General features: G+C 69.8%; 16 protein-coding genes. 7 read left to right on the top strand and 9 right to left on the bottom strand.

Features of this window, described 5'->3' with window-relative positions:
* Positions 1–42 precede the first annotated feature (42 nt).
* On the bottom strand, positions 43–642 hold the full coding sequence (locus tag ACYVIP_RS43230) for a CGNR zinc finger domain-containing protein (RefSeq protein WP_460406933.1): 600 nt from the start codon (positions 640–642) through the stop codon (positions 43–45).
* A 71-nt stretch (positions 643–713) separates the two neighbouring features.
* Between ACYVIP_RS43230 and ACYVIP_RS43235 the strand changes: the two genes are divergently transcribed.
* Positions 714–1,247: a hypothetical protein gene (locus ACYVIP_RS43235; RefSeq protein ID WP_460406934.1), complete on the top strand. Its 534-nt coding sequence runs from the start codon at positions 714–716 to the stop codon at positions 1,245–1,247.
* An 11-nt stretch (positions 1,248–1,258) separates the two neighbouring features.
* Here ACYVIP_RS43235 and ACYVIP_RS43240 read toward each other — a convergent pair whose 3' ends face one another.
* Positions 1,259–1,885, bottom strand: coding sequence for a hypothetical protein (locus ACYVIP_RS43240; protein WP_460406935.1), 627 nt, complete (start codon positions 1,883–1,885; stop codon positions 1,259–1,261).
* Between the two features lie 182 nt (positions 1,886–2,067).
* Between ACYVIP_RS43240 and ACYVIP_RS43245 the strand changes: the two genes are divergently transcribed.
* Positions 2,068–2,895, top strand: coding sequence for a helix-turn-helix domain-containing protein (locus ACYVIP_RS43245; RefSeq protein ID WP_460406950.1), 828 nt, complete (start codon positions 2,068–2,070; stop codon positions 2,893–2,895).
* Entirely contained in the window at positions 2,892–3,062 is a 171-nt protein-coding gene (locus ACYVIP_RS43250) for a DUF397 domain-containing protein (RefSeq protein ID WP_460406936.1), read from the top strand. The genes ACYVIP_RS43245 and ACYVIP_RS43250 overlap by 4 nt, the downstream gene beginning before the upstream one ends.
* Positions 3,063–3,172: 110 nt before the next feature.
* Here ACYVIP_RS43250 and ACYVIP_RS43255 read toward each other — a convergent pair whose 3' ends face one another.
* From ACYVIP_RS43255 to ACYVIP_RS43265, 3 genes are read right to left on the bottom strand one after another with little or no spacing between them, the layout of a single operon-like run.
* The gene (locus ACYVIP_RS43255; protein WP_460406937.1) at positions 3,173–4,156 is read right to left on the bottom strand and encodes a hypothetical protein; all 984 of its coding nucleotides are present in this window, start codon (positions 4,154–4,156) and stop codon (positions 3,173–3,175) included.
* Positions 4,153–5,151 (bottom strand): hypothetical protein, encoded by a 999-nt coding sequence (locus ACYVIP_RS43260; protein WP_460406938.1) that lies wholly within the window; start codon positions 5,149–5,151, stop codon positions 4,153–4,155. Before ACYVIP_RS43260 ends, ACYVIP_RS43255 begins: the two co-directional genes overlap by 4 nt.
* Positions 5,148–5,540 carry a hypothetical protein gene (locus ACYVIP_RS43265; RefSeq protein WP_460406939.1) on the bottom strand — a complete coding sequence of 131 codons (393 nt, stop codon included), beginning with the start codon at positions 5,538–5,540 and terminating at the stop codon, positions 5,148–5,150. The genes ACYVIP_RS43260 and ACYVIP_RS43265 overlap by 4 nt, the downstream gene beginning before the upstream one ends.
* A 26-nt stretch (positions 5,541–5,566) precedes the next feature.
* On the opposite strand from ACYVIP_RS43265, the gene ACYVIP_RS43270 reads away from it, so the two are divergent.
* Entirely contained in the window at positions 5,567–6,511 is a 945-nt protein-coding gene (locus tag ACYVIP_RS43270; protein ID WP_460406940.1) for a hypothetical protein, read from the top strand.
* Between the two features lie 125 nt (positions 6,512–6,636).
* Here ACYVIP_RS43270 and ACYVIP_RS43275 read toward each other — a convergent pair whose 3' ends face one another.
* Together ACYVIP_RS43275 and ACYVIP_RS43280 are read right to left on the bottom strand one after the other, a co-directional pair.
* Complete coding sequence (locus ACYVIP_RS43275; protein ID WP_460406941.1) at positions 6,637–10,020, bottom strand: pyruvate carboxylase; 3,384 nt, start codon at positions 10,018–10,020, stop codon at positions 6,637–6,639.
* A gap of 85 nt (positions 10,021–10,105) precedes the next feature.
* Complete coding sequence (locus ACYVIP_RS43280) at positions 10,106–11,254, bottom strand: S8 family peptidase (protein WP_460406942.1); 1,149 nt, start codon at positions 11,252–11,254, stop codon at positions 10,106–10,108.
* Positions 11,255–11,489: 235 nt separating this feature from the next.
* Between ACYVIP_RS43280 and ACYVIP_RS43285 the strand changes: the two genes are divergently transcribed.
* Both ACYVIP_RS43285 and ACYVIP_RS43290 read left to right on the top strand, forming a co-directional pair.
* On the top strand, positions 11,490–13,628 hold the full coding sequence (locus ACYVIP_RS43285; RefSeq protein ID WP_460406943.1) for an MMPL family transporter: 2,139 nt from the start codon (positions 11,490–11,492) through the stop codon (positions 13,626–13,628).
* A 110-nt stretch (positions 13,629–13,738) separates the two neighbouring features.
* Positions 13,739–15,358: a hypothetical protein gene (locus tag ACYVIP_RS43290; RefSeq protein WP_460406944.1), complete on the top strand. Its 1,620-nt coding sequence runs from the start codon at positions 13,739–13,741 to the stop codon at positions 15,356–15,358.
* A gap of 77 nt (positions 15,359–15,435) precedes the next feature.
* Here the strand turns inward: ACYVIP_RS43290 and recG are convergent, their stop codons facing one another.
* Positions 15,436–17,661, bottom strand: a complete 2,226-nt coding sequence (recG, locus tag ACYVIP_RS43295; protein ID WP_460406945.1) for an ATP-dependent DNA helicase RecG — start codon at positions 17,659–17,661, stop codon at positions 15,436–15,438.
* A gap of 95 nt (positions 17,662–17,756) precedes the next feature.
* Here recG and ACYVIP_RS43300 point away from each other — a divergent pair, with 95 nt between their 5' ends.
* Positions 17,757–18,305 carry a DinB family protein gene (locus ACYVIP_RS43300; RefSeq protein WP_460406946.1) on the top strand — a complete coding sequence of 183 codons (549 nt, stop codon included), beginning with the start codon at positions 17,757–17,759 and terminating at the stop codon, positions 18,303–18,305.
* A 1-nt stretch (position 18,306) separates the two neighbouring features.
* Here ACYVIP_RS43300 and ACYVIP_RS43305 read toward each other — a convergent pair.
* The coding region (locus ACYVIP_RS43305) for a DAK2 domain-containing protein (RefSeq protein WP_460406947.1) at positions 18,307–19,407 on the bottom strand (1,101 nt) is incomplete at its 5' end.

The following is a 19,407-nucleotide window of genomic DNA, read 5'->3' on the forward strand; positions in this document are numbered from 1 at the left end:
CCACCGGCAATGACAGCCGGGAAGAAATTCGAGCCGGAACTCTCACTTGTTCCTGGCCGCGTGCGCCCGCACCTTGGCGCGATTGCCACAGGCGGCCATGCTGCACCAGACCCGCCGGCCACGCTGGTCGAGGAACAGCCAGCCGCAGCCGGCGCCCGGGCACGCGCGCACCGCCTCCCGCTCCGGTCTGCCGAGCAGGTCCACAGCCGACAGTGCGACCGATCTCAACGGCAGCAACGGATTCCGGTCGTCGGGGAGTTCGAAGTGGATGGTCGAGCCGGTGTCAACGAGCCTGGTCGCCCGGTTGGCCTCCTCCGCCTCGGCGGCCAGCAGCCCGAGATCGGCGGAGTCCCGGCGAAGCAGGATCTGGTAGATGGCGTGCCGCAGCGCGCGGGCGCGCGCCATAACCTGCTCCTCGGTACGCCCACGCAGCCCCCGCGCGACCGCCGGCGGGAGCAGTTCGTGCAGCCCGGCCCACACCACGAACCGGTCGTAGTCGGCGAGCCACTCCGAGCCATGCCCGGCGAACTCGGCCCACCCGGCCCAGGTGTTGCAGAACTCGAGGGCCGGGTGCCCGGCGATGGGCTTGGGCAGTGGGTAGCCGTCGACCATCACCGCGTAGGGCGGCACCTTCACGGCCATGACACCTCCTTGACAGCGCCCCATGCTAACCACTTGAATCCCGTCTACAGGTTAGCGAGAAGGGGCCGACGATGCGCTTACGAAAACTGATCCTTGCCGCCGTGGTGGCGGTCGCGACCGCCGGCGTGCTCTCGGGCGGGTCGACGGCGCTGGCCGAGCCACTGACCGACCCGGAGCCGTGGCAGCCCTACCGCAGCGCCGACTTCCTCTCCCCCGCCGGCCGGTCCTGCGACTTCGACCTGAACGTACAGGCGATCGAGGACGAGGAGGAATACCGCGTCGACGCCCGCTACCCCGACGGCACGGAGAAGCTGGTGGAGTACCGGGGCAAACTGATCACCCGGTTCACGAACCTGGCCACCGGCGAGTCGACGGTCAGGGACAACTCCGGCCACGCCTGGGTGGAGCTGTACCCCGACGGCGTGACGATGAAGTCGTTCACCGGCATCGGCCCGTTCGGCATGGGCTTCCGCGCCACCGACACCTACCCGCGCGGCTACTACCGCCTCGACGGCCTGCACCAGATCACCATGGACAGCGACGGCACCCGTCACATGACCATCGCCACCGGCACCCAGGAGAACATCTGCCACACCCTGGGTTAGCGCACGCCGGCTCAAACGCAGCGAAGGGTCCCATCACTGCGTCCAGCGCAGCGAAGGGACCCTTCGCTGCACTGCCCGCGCCGACCCAGGCTCTGACCAGTGATGGCGGGCAGCACAGTGGACACGATGGCATCGGCGACCGCCGGCAGGTCGGGGAAGTACGCCCGCTGGCTGACCGGGTCGTAGACGACGTGTTCCGGGGCGTATTCACGGCAGTACAACAAACTGCCGTCCTCCTCGACGTACACCACGGCCTTGGCGTACGTGTCCACCCGAACCACGATGGACGGAACACAGTCAAGCCCGATCGGGTCGGTGTAGGCGTGGATATCGACGTCAAAACCGTTTCCACGGAGTGAGAACCCGATCCACGCCATTTCCGCCGCCGAGACATTCTCGGGCGGTAGCCGGTTGACCCGTGGTTTCCCGGTCAGCAACAACGCGGCCAGATCAGCTCGCCGTTCCCGATCCCGGCTCGCTTGATCCCGCGGCCAGTACACGAGTTCGACCGAACCACTGTCGGACACGACCAGCTCCCACCCGCAGCCGTGGGTCTCGATCATCCATGTCGTTTTCCGGTCCTCGCACTGGACGACGGTCAGCCCGTGCGCGATCAACCGATCGACGGTCAGGGCCATCAGTTCCCCGTTCATGTACTTGTCCTGTCCGGTCGTCTCGAAAAGGTGCCTGTGGTGTCCCCGCAGGGCGCCAGGACACAATGCATCGGGTGACGTAGTGTGCGCACTACGTCAACGGGTGGTTGTGACCAGCCAACGGCACGGGCACACCGCCCGTGACTATCGCGAGAGGACACGTGACCATGCCGACCTTCGGTGCCGACCAGAGCGACCGCAGGGTCTTCGGCAACGAGATGCGCGCGCTACGCGAACAGAAGACCTGGACCCAGGACGATCTGGCCTGCGCCATGAACTACAGCCTGTCCACGGTCAAGAACCTCGAGTCCGGCTACCGTCTCCCCACCCGCGACCAGTGCGCCGTGCTGGACACGGCGTTCGGCCTCCCCGGAATATTTGAACGAATGTACGAACGCCTGCGCGGTCTGCCGCTGGCGGCCAGCTTCCGCCCGTTCGCACCCCACGAGGCCGAGGCGTCCACCATCAAGTGGTTCGAGCACACCTTGATTCCCGGACTGTTTCAGACCGAGGATTATGCACGGGTCCTGACAATGGCATATCCGGGAATTGATGCCGACGACGTCGCGGAGCTTGTTTCAGCACGTATGGATCGTCAGGCTGTGCTTGATCGCAACGATCCACCGCTGTGGATGTGGGTCGTGCTCGATGAATACGTCCTACAGCGCAATATCGGTGGCCCTGAAGTCATGTACGCCCAATTGGCCAAGTTGGCTGAACTAGCTACCCGACCCAAGATCACCGTCCAGATCATTTCATCTGACCGGCCGCATCTCGGCCTGGGCGGCGCGTTCATCATCGCCGAGAACAAGCAACCACCGCCGGTGGTCTACCTGGAGGGACCACTGGTGGGCCAGACCCTGGAGGACGGCGGGACGGCGGATAGGCTGTCTGAACTGTTCGAGACCATGCGCGCCGACGCGCTCACCAGGGACGCAAGCCGCACGCTCATCGAGGAAGAGGCCCAGCGATGGAAGGAACGAATGACCCCGTGATCGCCTGGCGTAAGTCCAGCTTCAGCAACGGTGCTGGTGGCGCCTGCGTCGAGATCGGTTCCACTCCAGACGCCGTGCACGTCCGGGACACCAAACACCGCGACGGCGGGACACTCGTCCTCACCCCGACCGCCTGGCACGCACTCACCACCACCATGCGCGACTGACCCGCATCCGTGCGCGAACGCGATCCGCGTCGCCACCCGTCGCGGTGTGCCCACGCCGTTGTCGAAGCCGGCGCGGGCAGCAGCCGCCGAGCCACACCCTGGGTTGACGATCAGGCCGGATACAGCACCGGGCGCTGCGGTGCCTGGTCCGGCGGCGGCTGACCGAGCACGCCGACGAGCGGCTCGATCAGCGCCATGGCATCGGCACAACTCTTCGCGCCGACCTCCGCCACGAGAACGTCGCTCGCGCTGATCGAGTAGGGCGAGCCGAGTTGCCCGGCCTCCCATTGGGCGTGACAGCTGGCCTTCGTCGGGTTGTCGCTGAACCACACCCGCACACCGGCAACCCTCTCGGCTCGCCATGGCTCGGCGCCTGGTGCCTCGCTCCCCGAGGCACCTGGCTTGCCGGACCGGAACGCGAACGTGGTTCCGCTGGCCGTGTGCGTACAGATCGCGAGGTCGGACACCTCCTCGTACTGGTCAGGTTGTCCGCCGTGTGCGGTGCGCACCGCATCGCAGGGATCCCAGCGGGCGGCGGCCCGGACTTGACCGGGATCGTCAAGCGTCTCCGCGACCGCCGCGGCGACCGGCTCCGCGAGTGCGCACGGACTTGTCGTCGCGTCACTGTCGGTGGCCCGCACCTCGATCGACGTCGTCGGGCTGACCGGCAGGTCGACGACGCACTCGTTCGGCTGGGTGCCGTCAACGAACGCCGTCGCCCCGCCGAGTGCCCGCCGACGCTCGCCAGAGTCGTACGCGATCGGCTGGGGCCACAGATCGAGGATCTGGATACCGATGGTGGTGACCCCGGACGAGTCCGTGCCGAGAACGCAGTTGGCCGGAAACACAAAGCTCGGCTCGGTACCCGGCGGCGGCGCGACCAGCCCGTCCGACGCGGCGAGCAACAACTCGCAGATGTCCAGTTCACGCAGGGCTGCCAGCACGGCCGTCCGGTCCCGGTCGGCCAGCGGCTCGGCGGACCGCGATGCTGGCGGATCATCCCGCCGGTCCGGTTGACGCGGAGGGTCGGCCGTACAGCCGACCAGCGCCAGCACGGCGATGAGGAGACCCGCGAGCCGGTATCGCGTGGTCATGACATCGTCGCGTACTTGTTGATGATGACCTGAATCGACGGGTGGCTGAAGGTCGCGAGCAGCGAATCCAGTTTCTGGTTGATGGTGTTGAGCTGCGCGGTCGCCGCCGTCAACGTCTCCTCCTGGACATCCAGATGCGACTGCGCGAGCTCCTTCCACCAGAATCCGCTGACAGATCTCGTCTCGTGGTCCACCTTGGCATCCTTGATGCCGGTGGTGGTTGCCGAGAACAGCGCACCCCACAGTGCCGTCGCGGAGGTGTACACGAGCGGGGTGGCCGCACCACCAGTCATGAAGGCGGACGCGACGGAGGCGACCGTACCGAGGACGACACCGACGAAATCGAAACTGATACTGGACCCGGCTCTGGTGTCGAACTTGTGCTGGAACGCGTCGGCGGTGTTCTTCGCGGCCGCGTCCAGATTGTCCCGCGTCCCCTTGATGATCGCGGCATACTGCGGACCGCAGGCGGAGAAGTCCTCGGCGATCTTGCTCAGCAGATTGGCGGCGGTGGCGAACTCGGTGAAGAACGTGTTCGCCGCGATCCGGGCATCACCGCTCCACTCGTCCTCGGTCGGAAAGTTCTGTTGCAGGGCGTCGATGTGACTGTCGCCGAAATAGTGGAAGTTCATCAGGCCGGCCGCACCGGCGCTCAGCAGACTGTCCGGTCGCTCGACCTGCTGGATGGCCACCGCCGCGAGCCCGTCGAGGAACTGGGATATGTAGTAGCCCTGGATGACCGACTCGTAGGGACGTTCGGCGTGCACGTCCCCGGTGGGATTCATGATGTACTCGCGATGCGGCTTCTCGATCCTCTCATCGTTGTAGATGATGGTTCTGTCGTAGTCGTGCTCCTCCGGGTGGAGCAGCCACTCGATCCACGACGCGAGAATGCCGGCATTGGCGCTGAGCCGCCCCTGGCCGAGCCCGGACTTGGCGAGGTACTCGACGTTCTCCGGCCGGCGTGGGCTCTCCCCCCGATCCGGCGGGGTCATCGGCTCACCCCGTCCGGATCGGCCGAGAAGTTCGCGGCGATGCCCTCGAACCGGGTCAGGCTCCCGGACTCGGAGTCCGCATAGGCGGACCGCGTCTCCGTGAAGTTCTTCGCCATAATTTCCAGCTGATTTCTGACCGCTGTGTTCGCTCGGTTGAACTGATGGAACAGTTGAGCGTATTTCGACACCAGAGACCCGCAGGCCTCGGTGAACTCGGCGGCACTCGAGTGCTCGGAGCTTCCGGTCAACCGCTTCTTCGCTGCGTCGTCCGTGGAGAAGTCGCCGTTCGCCAGGTACTGCTCGGTCGTCTTGTATTCGCTGATCGCCTGGTTGAGCGTCTGGATGAACAGGTCGATCGCGGCCAGCTTCACGTGAAATCCGTCGGTCATCAGGCCCCCAAGCCCGCGCACTGGATGTGCACACCGGATCACTTACCGGCGCCAGACTAACCACCCAACGCGGCCAACGGGGCAGGTTCCGTGAAGTCCCGGCCCACCGGTCGGTAACTGGCATCATTGGGCGCGTGACCACCACGCCGCCATCTCCCGTGTTCGACGTTCGCGTGAACCCGCACTCCGACGTGTTGGACCGTGTTGAACGGAACCTGGCGGTTCGTCTCGATCGAGAATCGGTCGTCTACGGCATTCACGGCGCCACCGAGGGGTTCCGCACCGATCGCGGCACCTGGGTCAGGGTGGAACGCCGTCAGCGGTGGCGCATCAACAGCGCCGGATGGATCGGACTCGAAGCGGCGGCAACGATCCGTGGGGTCAAGAAACCCGAGTGGTTCCAGAGCGCCACCTGGAGCGACCAGGACCGGGACGTGGTGTGGCGAACAGACGAGATCGAGTTGATCACTGTCCCCGTTGTGGGTGACCTCACCACAGCGGCAACCCTGCCGGACTCGTGGTGGACCGGCCTCCGGAACTCGCTCGCCGCGTTGGGGGCGCACCCGACTGAACGGGTGGGGATGAGTCAGGCTCACCTCACCAAGAGGATTACCGAGGTGTTCGGCGATGTGGACACGACCGTGGACGAGTGGGCCACCGCGCACACGGACGTGCACTGGAGCAACCTGACCGCCGAGGGGCACCTGATCGACTGGGAAGACTGGGGTGCGGCCCCACGTGGCCATGATGCCGCGTGCCTGTGGCAGTCAGCGCTTCCTGACCCTCGGGTCGCCGAGCGGGTCCACCGGGAGTTCACCGCCGACCTGGAGACCCGTTCCGGCAGGCTCACGAAACTGTTGCAGTGCGCGAACGCGATCCGCGTCGCCACCCGTCGCGGTGCGCCAACACCGTTGTCGGAGCCGGCGCGGACAGCAGCGGACCACCTGCTCGCCGAGCTACGACGTAGCTGAGAGCACGCCGACATAGCTGACTGCCAACTCAGATGTCAGCTCCGCGCACAGGCCCTCGGCGAGCAGCCTCCGCACGAACACCCGCCAGTGCGACATGGGTCAACTGCCCCGAAATGTTCAGCGCATCAGCTGAGGACGACCAGGAGGTCGCCGCCCTCGACCTGGGCTACTGCGCCGATGGCTACTCGCTCGACCGTGCCGGCCTTCGGCGCGGTGATCGCGGCCTCCATCTTCATCGCCTCGATCGTGGCTACCGTCGCGCCGGTTTCCACCTGGTCGCCCTCGGCGACCACCAGGGTCACCACGCCGGCGAACGGCGCGGCGACATGGCCCTGGTTGGACCGGTCGGCCCGCTCGGCCACCGGCAGGTCCGAGGCCACCGACCGGTCCCGCACCTGGATCGTGCGCAGCTGGCCGTTCAGGTTCGCCATGACGTTGCGCATCCCCCGCTCGTCGGCCTCGCCGATCGCCTCCAGCTCGATCAGCAGCCGGACGCCGCGCTCCAGGTCGACCGGGTACTCGATCCTCGGGCGCAGGCCGTAGAAGAAGTCCTTGCTGGCCAACACACTGGTGTCCGAGAACTGTTCCCGATGGACCAGGAACTCCTTGGCCGGCTCCGGGAACAGCAATCGGTTCAGTGTCGCCCGCCGATCGTCGGCCAGGCCGGCACGGTCCTCGTCGCTCAGTGCGGCCACCGGTTTCGGGTCGGCCCGGCCGCGCAGCGCCTTGCCGCGGAAGGGTTCCGGCCAGCCGCCGGCCGGGTCGCCGAGATCACCGCGCAGGAAGCCGATCACCGACGCCGGCACGTCGAACCGGCCGGGGTCGGCCTCGAACTCGGCCGGGTCGACGCCGGCGCCGACCAGGTGCAGCGCCAGGTCACCGACCACCTTGGACGACGGGGTCACCTTGATCAGCCGGCCGAGCATCCGGTCCGCGGCCGCGTAGGTCGCCTCGATCTCCTCGAACCGGTCCGCGAGCCCGAGTGCCGCCGCCTGGGTGCGCAGGTTCGACAGCTGACCGCCGGGGATCTCGTGGGTGTAGACCCGACCGCTCGGCCCCGGCAACCCGGCCTCGAACGGCGCGTACACCTTGCGCACGATCTCCCAGTACGGCTCGAGGTCGCACACCGCCCGCAGGTCGAGCCCGGTCTCGCGGGGGCCGTGGTCGGTCGCCGCGACGATCGCCGACAGCGACGGCTGCGAGGTCGTCCCGGCCATCGACGCGCTGGCGCCGTCCACCGCGTCCACCCCGGCCTGGATCGCCGCCAGGTAGGTCGCGAGCTGCCCGCCCGCGGTGTCGTGGGTGTGCAGGTGGACCGGCAGGTCGAACTCCTTGCGCAGCGCGGTGACCAGCCGGTGGGCGGCCGGCGGGCGCAGCAGGCCCGCCATGTCCTTCACGCACAGCACCTGCGCGCCCGCGCCGACGATCTGTTCGGCCAGCTTCAGGTAGTAGTCCAATGTGTACAGCCGCTCGGCCGGGTCGGAGAGGTCCGCCGTGTAACACAACGCGACCTCGGCCACGGCCGTGCCGGTCTCCAGTACCGCGTCGATCGCCGGGCGCATCTGCTCGACGTCGTTGAGCGCGTCGAAGATCCGGAAGATGTCGATCCCGGTGGCCGCCGCCTCCTGCACGAACGCGGTGGTCACCTCCGCCGGATACGGCGTGTAGCCAACGGTATTGCGCCCGCGCAGCAGCATCTGCAGGCACAGGTTCGGCATCGCCGCCCGCAACGCCGCCAGCCGCTCCCACGGGTCCTCGGCCAGGAACCGCAGCGCGACGTCGTAGGTCGCGCCGCCCCAGCACTCCACCGAGAGCAGCTCCGGGGTCAGCGCGGCCACGTGCGGCGCGACGTTGAGCAGGTCCTTGGTGCGCACCCTGGTGGCGAGCAGCGACTGGTGCGCGTCCCGGAAGGTCGTGTCGGTGACCCCGACCGAGGTCGACTCGCGCAGCCAGCGCGCGAACCCCGCCGGCCCGAGCTCGGTGAGCCGCTGCTTGGACCCGGCCGGCGGCGTGCCCGGCTCGACCGCCGGCAGCTTCTCCAGCGGGTCGATCACCTCCGGGCGCTCGCCGTGCGGCTTGTTGACCGTGACGTCGACCAGGTAGGTCAGCAGCCTGGTCCCCCGGTCGGCCGGCTGGCGCGCGGTGAGCAGGTAGGGCCGGTCCTCGATGAACGCGGTGGTGACGTTGCCGGCGATGAAGTCCCCGTCGTCCAGGACCGCCTGCAGGAACGGGATGTTCGTGGCCACGCCGCGGATGCGGAACTCGGCCACCGCGCGCCGGGCCCTGGCCACCGCCGCGGTGAAGTTCCGGCCACGGCAGGACAGCTTCACCAGCATCGAGTCGAAGTGCGCGCTGATCACCGTGCCGGAGGAGGAGGTGCCGCCGTCGAGCCGGATGCCAGCGCCGCCCGGCGAGCGGTAGTGGCTGATCACGCCGGTGTCCGGGCGGAAGCCGTTGGCCGGGTCCTCGGTGGTGATCCGGCACTGCAGGGCCGCGCCGCGCAGCCGGATCTCCTCCTGCGCGAGGCCGAGGTCTGCGAGGGTCTCCCCGGCGGCGATGCGCATCTGCGACTGCACCAGGTCGACGTCGGTGACCTCCTCGGTGACCGTGTGCTCGACCTGGATCCTCGGGTTCATCTCGATGAACACGTGCTGGCCGGCGGCGTCGAGCAGGAACTCGACGGTGCCCGCGTTGCGGTAGTTAATGTGCCTGGCGAAGGCGACCGCGTCGGCGCAGATGCGCTCGCGCAGCGCCGGGTCGAGGTTGGGCGCCGGCGCGATCTCGATGACCTTCTGGTGGCGGCGCTGCACCGAGCAGTCGCGCTCGAACAGGTGGATCACCCCGCCCGGCTCGCCAGTGCCGTCGGCCAGGATCTGCACCTCGATGTGCCGGGGCGCCACCACGGCCTGCTCCAGGAACACCGTCGGGTCGCCGAAGGCGGACTCGGCCTCCCGCATGGCCGCCTCGGCCGACTCGCGCAGGGCCGAGGCCACCAGCACCCGCCGCATCCCCCGGCCCCCGCCACCGGCGACCGCCTTGACGAACAGCGGGAACCCCAGCTCGCCGCCCGCGGTGACCAGCTCGTCGATGTCCGAGGACGGCGCCGACGAGCGCAGTACCGGCAGCCCGGCCTCCCGCGCGGCGGCCACCGCGCGGGCCTTGTTGCCGGTCAGCTCCAGGATGTCGGCCGACGGGCCGACGAACACGATGCCGGCCTGCTCGCAGGCCCTGGCCAGCTCCGGGTTCTCCGACAGGAAGCCGTAGCCCGGGTACACCGCGTCCGCGCCCGCCCGCCGCGCGGCCTTGATGATCTCCTCGACGGAGAGGTAGGCGCGGACCGGATGCCCCGGCTCACCGATCTCGTAGGCCTCGTCGGCCTTCATCCGGTGCAGCGAGCCGCGGTCCTCGTGGGGGAAGACCGCGACCGTGCCGGCACCGAGCTCATAGCCGGCACGGAACGCGCGGATCGCGATCTCACCCCGGTTGGCGACGAGGACCTTGCTGAACATGGGCGAACCTCCTGGCCGAGGGGAACGTCCAGGCGACTCTACTTGCCCGATCCCGCCAACCGGGAGCATCGTCCCAGGTGATGGTCTACACGCCGGCGTAGAGCAACCGGTTCGGCGTGTTCGGCGGCACGTTGCACAGCACGCCCTCGGTCGCCGCCGCGACCACGGCGGTCGAGGCGGTCGCGGCGTCCGCGGTGGGGTGCGCGTGCAGGTACATGCCGACCACCCCGGCCACGTGCGCCGCGGCGAAGGACGACCCGGAGATCGTCTGCTGGCCGCCGCCCGGCCACGGGCCGGTGATGTTCTGCCCTGGCGCGTACATGTCCAGCACCGGCCCGTGGTTGGACTGCGGCGCGGCGCACTCGCCACCCATGGACCCGATCGTCAGCGCCTCGGTCACCCGCGCCGGGGAGAAGCCAGACGCGTCGGTGGCCGAGCTGCCGGCCGGCACGGTGAACGGGACACCGGCGGCGATCGTGTTCCGCACGGCCGTGTCCAGCGCCGCGTTGGCGCTCCCGCCGAGGCTCATGTTCGCCACCGCGGGCCCGACGGCGTTCGCGGCCACCCAGTCGATCCCGGCGATCACGTCCGCGACCGAGCCAGAGCCGGCGTCGTCGAGCACCCGCACCGGCACGATGCTGATCTCCTTGGCCACGCCGTAGAGCTCGCCGCCGATGATCCCGGCGATGAACGTGCCGTGCCCGTTGCCGTCCACCGGGTCGTCGTCGCCGTCGACGATGTCGATCCCCGGCAGCAGCCGGGTGCCGAAGTCCGGGTGCGGGGCGACCCCGGTGTCGATCACGTACGCGTGCACGCTCGAGGCCGTGTTCGGGTACCGGTACACCCCGTCCAGCGGCGGCGTGCGCTGGTCGATCCGGTCCAGCCCCCAGGACGGCGGGTTGAGCTGCTCGCCGAGTGCCCGGACCGGCTCGTCCGCGACGACCTCCGCGATCCCCGGTTCGCGGGCGAGCGCGGCGGCCTCGTCGGCGGTCAACGACAACGAGAAACCGCGCAACGCGGCGGTATAGGTGTGGTCGACGGTGCTGTCGAACCGGTCGGCGATCGCGGTCGCCTGTGCCGGCACCGCCCGCTGTCCACTCGTGTCGGACAGCACCACTATGTAGTCGGACTCCTCGGCGGCGGCCTCGGCCGGCACGGCGACCGCCGTGGCGAGCAGGAGAGCGACCCCGACCTTGGTGACCAGCTGTTTCCCGGTGCGCGGATTCATACTCATGTCGTTAGTCGTTCACGAAGACACGAGCAAGGTTCACCATTTGCCAGGTACCCGGTAGGGCTAACCCCACCCCCGGTCCGGGGGAACACACCCGTGCCTCCCACCCCCGCACCCCGAGAGCATGAACACGTTGTCAGGCAAGGGGAAAGGGCGGACAGTGGGCAAGCAACCAACGACGGTACGGGTCGCGAGATGGAGTGCGACGCATCCGTGGCGCGCGATCGGGTTATGGGTCGTGTTCGTCGCGGTCTGCCTCGCGGCCGGCTCCTGGGTGGGGACCAGGGACGCCACCGACGAGGACATGGCCACCGGGGAGTCCGGCCGGGCGACGGCCATCATCAACGCGGGCGACTTCGACGACCCGGCCGAGGAGAACGTCCTCATCACCGCCAGGTCCGGGCAGCTCGACCAGCGCGCGGCGGCCGCGGCGGCGGCCGACACCAGGCAGCGGATGCTCGCGCTGCCCGAGGTCGGCGAGGTCGGCGAGCCGGTGTCCGCACCGGACGGGCAGGCACTGCTGGTCCCGGTGACCATGGCGACCGACTACGGCGAGGAGAGCGACAACGTCGGCGCGTTGCTCGACGAAACCGCCGGACTGCAACGGGATCACCCCGGTCTGCGGGTGGAGCAGGTCGGCGGCGAGTCGATCGATCAGGGCATCATGGACCGGGTCGGCGAGGACCTGACCAAGGCCGAGTTCATCAGCCTGCCGGTGACCCTGGTGATCATGCTGATCGCCTTCGGCGCCATCATCGCCGCCGGCGTGCCGGTGCTGCTCGCGATGTCCGCGGTCGGCGCGGCGTTCGGGCTCTCCTCGGTCGCCTCCCTCGTGGTCCCGTCCGTCGACACCATCTCCAGCGTCATCCTGCTGATGGGCATGGCGGTCGGCGTGGACTACTCGTTGTTCTACCTCAAGCGAGAACGCGAGGAACGCCACCGCGGCAACCCACACGTGCGGGCGGTGGAGATCGCGGCGGCCACGTCGGGGCACGCGGTCGTGGTGTCCGGGTTCGCCGTGATGGTGTCCATGGCCGGGCTCTACCTGACCAGCGACGCGGTCTTCGCCTCGCTCGCCACCGGGTCGATCATCGTGGTGGCGGTTGCCGTGCTCGGCTCGCTGACCGTGCTGCCGGCGCTGCTGGCCAAGCTCGGCCGGTTCGTCGACCGCCCGCGCGTGCCGCTGTTGTGGCGGCTGACCAACCGATCCGGCCCGCCGAGGGTGTGGCCCAAGCTGCTGCGCCCGGCCCTGCGCTACCCGTTGGTGACCCTGGTGGTCACGCTCGCCGCGCTCGGTGCGCTCGCCCTGCCCACCCTCGACCTGAAGCTCAAGAACAGCGGCGAGGACGACCTGCCGCGCAGCATCCCGGTGATGCAGGCCTACGACCGGCTGACCGACGCCTACCCGGGCGAGGGCGTCAACCACGTGGTGGCCGTGCGCGCCGAACCGGGACAGGCCGGCCAGGTGCGGGCCGCGCTCGACACGCTCTACGCGCGGACCAGGAACGACCCGCTGTTCGCCAGCGTCGCGCCGCCGAGGATCCAGGTGTCGGCCGACCAGCGGGTGACCATGCTGGACGTGCCGACCACCCAGCCGCCGGGCACCGAGGGGGCGAGCGCGTCGCTGGAGAAACTCCGGGGTGATCTCGTGCCGGCGAACATCGGCCCGATCCCGGGCAGCGAACACGCGGTCGGCGGTGAGATCGCACGCGATGTCGACTCGACCGGTCTGTTGCGGGAACGCATGCCGTGGGTGATCGGGTTCGTGTTGCTGCTGACGTTCGTCATCATGTTCGCCACGTTCCGCTCGATCGCGATCGCGCTGACCGCGCTGTTGCTGAACTCGCTATCCACCGGGGTCGCCTTCGGCACGCTCGTACTCGTGTTCCAGAACTCCTGGGCGGAGGGGATCCTGGGATTCCATTCCAACGGCGCCATCGTCGCGTGGATCCCCCTGTTCCTGTTCGCCGTCCTGTTCGGACTGTCCATGGACTACCACGTGTTCGTGGTGAGCCGGATCCGCGAGGCCGCGCGGGCAGGCCTGTCGACCAAGGACGCGGTGGCGTACGGGATCACGCGCTCGGCCGGGGTGGTCACCAGCGCCGCGATGGTGATGGTGTCGGTGTTCGCCATCTTCGCGACGCTGAGCATGAGCGAGATGAAGCAGATGGGTGTCGGGCTCGCGGTCGCGGTGTTCGTGGACGCGATGGTGATCCGGGTACTCGTGCTGCCGTCGCTGATGGCACTGCTGGGGCGGGCGAACTGGTGGCCAGGCCGAATTCGCCAGGACGACGGCACGGAATTCCCGCCGGCCTTTCCGCCGCAAGATGATCACTCGATCGAGGCACGGCACGGGGTACCACAGTCCGTGCGGTGACCGCCAGGGGGAGGCGGCCATCTCACCGTTTCGGGCGGTGAGATGGCCGCTTCGGGGGTTTTGTGCGGCCACCGATGTTCACCCCTTGAGGTACCCTCTAAAGTGGGGCAATGCCTGCTGGCGATTCCGACGCAAACAGCCGAGTCCCTCGATTCGACACCGTGCTCCGCGGCTACAACCAGCGCCAGGTCAACGAGAGAGTCACTCGCCTGACCTTCGACCTGGGTCACGTCCAGAAGAGCCGCGACGAGGCCGTCACGAAGGTCGCTGAGCTGACCAAGGCGCTCGGCAGCGCCCAGCAGCAGCTGATCGACGCGAAGGCCCAACTCAACCGCATCACCTCGAACCCGACCAGCAACGAGGCGATGTCCGAGCGGCAGCGGCTCATGTGGCAGCTGGCCGAAGAGGAGATCGCGGAGTTCAAGCGCGACGCGGACAACTACGACCAGACCACGAGAGCCGACGCCGACGAGTACAGCCACTCGACCAGAGCGAAGGCCGACGCACACGCCTCGAGCACCCGGGAGTCGGCGGACAAGTACTCCGCTGGTGTGCGCAAGGAAGCCGACGACCACTCGACCAAACTGCGCGACAACGCGGACGCCTACGTGTCGTCCACCAAGACCGCAGCAGACGAGTACTCCGCCGGTGTGCGCGCCGAGGTGGCCGAGTTCGCCAAGGAGCAGAAGGCCAAGCACGAGGCGACCACCGCCGAGCTGGCCCGCCGCCGCAAGGCGCTCGAAGAGGAGTACGCGAAGAACCACGCGACCCTCGAGACCGAGTACGAGGCACTGCGGGCCCGCGCGTCCGCCGAGCACGACCAGCTGATGGCCGACGCCAGGGTCGAGGCGGAGCGGGCGACCAAGGCCAACGAGGAACGCATCGCCCAGCTCGACGCCGCCGCCCGCCAGCGGCGCGACCAGCGCGACGGCGAAGCGGCCAAGCAGCGCGAACTGCTCGACGAGAAGGCCGCCGCCAAGCGGGTCTCGCTCGAACAGGAAGCCGAGCTCGGCATCCAGGCCCAACGCGCCGAGCTCGAGCGGGAGCTGGCCGAGCGCGCCGGGGTGGCCAAGGACCGGGCGGCCAAGATCGTCGCCGACGCCGAGCGTGAGGTGGCCACGCTGCGCGAGGCGTGGAACGCCGATCTGGACGAGGCCGAGCAGGTCCTCGCCCAACGCGAGGCGGCCGCGCAGACCCAGGCGTCCAAGATTATCGAGGACGCCCGGCGCCGGACCGAGGAGTCCGACAAGGCGCTGGCCGACAAGCGCACGGCGGCCGAGAAGCACCTCGGCGAGCTGGAGACCATGGCCCAGCAGCAGGCGGACAAGACCGTCGCCGACGCCGAGGCCAGGAGTCAGGCCAGCGACAAGGAGATCACCGAGCGCCGCAACCGGATCGAGAAGGAGCTCACCGAGCAGCAGGCCAACGCGAAGATCCGGGCCGCGAAGATCATCGAGGACGCCGAGCAGCGGTTGGCCGAGGCCAACGACCGCACCCGGCGGGCCGACGACTTCGAGCGTCGGGTGTCCGAGCAGGTGAGCGCCACGTACGCGATTCTCGGCGAGGCCCGCCGGCATTTCGGCAAGGCGATGGGTGCGGAGGTCGGCGCGGCGGTCAGTCCCGAGCCGGCGCCGGTCCCGGCGGCCGAGGACAAGGCGCCCGCGCCGCGGGAGAACCAGCCAAAGCCGCAGTCGGGCAACTCGGTTCGCTCGCACGTCAACGGGAAGTAGCTCAGCAGCACAGCGGCGCCCGCACCGGTTCGGTGCGGGCGCCGCTTCATGTCCGCCGCTGCATGTCCTGAGTGGACTCAGACCTTCTCCAGGTACTCCGCCCGGGAATCGCCGACCAGGCTGGAGACCATCCGCGCCAGACCCGGGTACTCCTCGAGCGTCGGGGACTCCGCGACCAGTCCCTGTGCGACCTCGCGTGCCTGCGCGATCACCTCGGCGTCGCGCAGCAGCGACAGCAGCCGGAGCTGGGACTGCTTGCCGGACTGGGTCGCGCCGAGGATGTCGCCCTCGCGGCGCATCTCCAGGTCGACCTGGGCAAGCTCGAATCCGTCCAGTGTGGACGCCACGGCGTCTAGCCGGTCGCGGGTCGCGGTGCCGGACAACGCCTCGGACACCAGCAGGCACACCCCGGCCGCCGCGCCCCGGCCGACCCGGCCGCGCAGCTGGTGGAGCTGGCTGACGCCGAACCGGTCGGCGTCCATGATCACCATGGCGGTCGCGTTCGGCACGTCCACCCCGACCTCGACCACCGTGGTCGCCACCAGCACGTCGACCTCGCCGGCGGCGAACGCGCGCATCACCGCGTCCTTCTCGTCGGCGGGCAGCCGGCCGTGCAGGATCTCCAGGCGCAGCCCAGAAAGCGGGCCGCCGGCCAGCTCGGCGGCCACGTCCAGCACGGCCACCGGCGGCCGGCGGCCGGTGCCGTCGTCCTTCTCCAGCGCCTCGAGTTCGGCCGCCTCGTCGGTCTCGCCGATGCGCGGACAGACCACATAGGCCTGATGGCCGGCGGCGACCTCCTCGCGCAGTCGCTGCCAGGTGCGGTTGAGCCAGGCCGGTTTCTCGGCCACCGGCACCACGGTGGTGCTGATCGGCGAGCGGCCGGCCGGCAGCTCACGCAGCGAGGAGGTCTCCAGGTCGCCGTAGACGGTCATGGCGACCGTGCGCGGGATCGGGGTGGCGGTCATGACCAGCACGTGGGGGCTGGCGTGTTCGCCGGCCCTCGTCCGCAGCGCGTCCCGTTGCTCGACGCCGAACCGGTGCTGTTCGTCGACCACGACCAGTCCGAGGTCGGCGAAGGAGACCTTGTCCTGGATGAGCGCGTGCGTGCCGACGACGATGCCCGCCGCGCCGCTGACCACGTCGAGCATCGCCTGCTTGCGCTGGGCGGTGGTGAGCGAGCCGGTGAGCAGCGCGATCCGGGTGGCCTGCTCGGCCCCGCCCAGCTCGCCCGCCTGGGCGAGGTCGCCGAGCATCCTGGCCAGTGAGCGGGCGTGCTGGGCGGCGAGCACCTCGGTGGGCGCGAGCAGCGCCGCCTGCCGGCCGGCGTCGACCACCTGCAGCATCGCGCGCAGCGCCACGATGGTCTTGCCGCTGCCGACCTCGCCCTGCAGCAGCCGGTTCATCGGATGGGGCAGGGCCAGGTCGTCGGCGATGGACTCGCCGACCTCCTGCTGACCGGCGGTCAGCTGGAACGGCAGGCGCTCGTCGAAGGCGGCCCGGATGCCGTCGTCGCGGCGCTGGCAGGCCGGCGCGGGCCGCGCGGTGGCCGCGCTGCGCCGCTGGGCGAGCGCGAGCTGCACGGCGAGCGCCTCGCCCCACTTGAGCCGGGAGCGGGCGGCGCTCACCCCCGGCCAGTCCTTGGCGGAGTGGATGGCGCGGATGGCCTCGTCGTAGGTCAGCTTGCCCGCGCGCAGCCGCTCGGGCATCGGGTCCTCGATGGCGTCGAGCAGGCCGAGGGTCTGTTGGACGCACTTGGCGATCTGCCAGGACTGCACCTTGGCCGCGGCCGGGTAGACCGGGATGAGGCCGAGGAACTCGTCGATGGCGGAGTCGACCGTGGTGGGCTCGGCGGCGGGCTCGGTGGTGGTGTCCAGGGTGGGCTCGGTCGGCGTGTCCTCCTCGATCGGCTGGTACTCGGGGTTGGTGAGCTGCAGCTTGTTCTGGTAGATCGACACCTTGCCGGCGAACAGCGCGCTCACTCCCGGCGCCAGCTTCACCGAGTGTTGGCGCAGGTTGAAGAAGGTGCAGTTCAGCGTGCGCGAGCCGTCGGTGATGACGACCTCGAGGATCCAGCCTCGGCGCTGGCGCATGCGCCGCTCGTTGATCGTCTTCACCTTGGCGAGCACCGTGGCGTGCTCGCCGAGCTCGAGCCCGGCGATGTTGGTCAGCTCGCCGCGCTCGGCGTACCGGCGGGGGTAGTAGTGCACGAGATCGTTGACAGTGTGCAGATCGAGGGCACCGGCCAGCGCCTTGGCGGTCTTGGCGCCCACCGCCAGCTCGAGCTTGTCGTCCAGGGAGGCCATCGCCCGCGATTATGTCGCGCCGCCCCGACAGTCCCGGCGACCCACCCCGACTCTCGCCGAAGAAAACTGTCGGACCCCGGTGGAACGCTCCAGGCATGAAGCTCTCGCCCATGCCCGAGTCCCACTTCCCGCCCAAGCTCGCCGAGCCGAGCCGGCCCGACCCACCCCCGCTCGGCGACGAGGCCACCCTGCTGTCGGCCTACCTCGACTTCCAGCGCGAGACCCTGGCGCTCAAGTGCGCCGGCATCCCCGGCCGCGAGCACTCCGAGCCGCTGGTGCCGCCCTCCACGCTGACGCTGCACGGCCTGGTCAGGCACCTGGCCGGGGTGGAGCGCTGGTGGCTGCACCTGCAGTTCGCCGGCGACGACACCGAGCTGCTCTACTACCGTGACGACGACCCCGACCAGGACTTCACCAGCCTGGACGGCGACTTCGACGAGGCGGTCGCGGTCTGGCGGGCGCAGGTGGCGCGTTCCCGGGAGATCGTCGCCGGGGCCTCGCCGGAGGACACCGGCACCCGGATCCAGACCGGTGAGCGGTTCTCGCTGCGGTGGGTGCTGCTCAAGATGATCGCCGAGTACGCCCGCCACCTCGGCCACGCCGACCTGTTACGCGAGCGGGTCGACGGCGCCGTCGGGTGGTGAGCTACTCGACACCGATGATCACCACCGCGTCCGGCTGGCCGCCGTCGTAGACCACGACCTCGGCGGCCGGGTGCTCACGGCGCAGGTAGTCGGTCAGCTCGTCGGCCAGGTCCTCCGGGGCGCCCGCCCCGAGCAGCACGGTGACCAGCTCGCCGCCCGCGCCCAGCAGCCGCGCGACCACCCCGCACGCGGCCCGGTCCAGGGCGTCCACCCGTGGTGGGCCCGGCTCGATCAGCACGACCTCTCCGTCGGCGAACCCGAGCACGTCCCCGGCCGAGCACGCGCCGACCCAGGTGATGCCGTCCTGCGCCGCGACCACGACCTCACCCCGTCTGGTGGCCGCCGCGGCCTCGGCCATGGCCACCACGTCGTCGCCGGCGCGGCGGCGCGGGTCGTGCACGGCCACCGCGGCCAGCACCTGCACCGGCGAGGCACACGGCACCACGACGACGTCCTGACCAGCGGCCACGGCCCTGATCGAGGCCTCGTCGGCGGCCTCGACCAGACCGGCCCCCGCGGGCAGCACGGTCACGTGCGCGGCCCCGGTCGCGGTGATGGCGTCGACCAGCCGGAACGTGGTCTCGTCCCCGTCGACGGGCACGACGGTCACGCCCTCGCCGGCCAGGAGGTCACCCAGCTCGGGGGCGCGCACCGGCACGACCACGGCCCGGTCCCGGACGAACCGGGTCGACTCGGCCGACGGCGCGTCGGCGAACCTGGCCACCCGGATCTGCCGGGGACGCCCGGTCTCGACGCCCACCTCGATGGCCGCGCCGATGTCGTTGCAGTGCACGTGCACGGTCCACAGCCCGACCCCGTCGCCGACCACCGAGACACAGTCCCCCAGTCCGACGAGCGTGTCGCGCAGCTTGGCCACCGGGTCCGACCCGTTCTCGGCCACGTCCTCCAGGAGGTACATGACCTCGTAGGCGAACTGGTCGGACCCCGACTCCCGGGAGGTGTACATCGACAGCTCCGGCGCGGGCAGCTCGCGCGCCCGCGCGGCGGCCACCAGCGCCGCCGGCTGCTCGCGCACCACCGCGACCAGCGCGACCAGCACCGCGACCACGCCCTGGCCGCCGGCGTCGACCACCCCGGCCGC

It is taken from the genome of Actinophytocola sediminis (genome assembly GCF_054779715.1).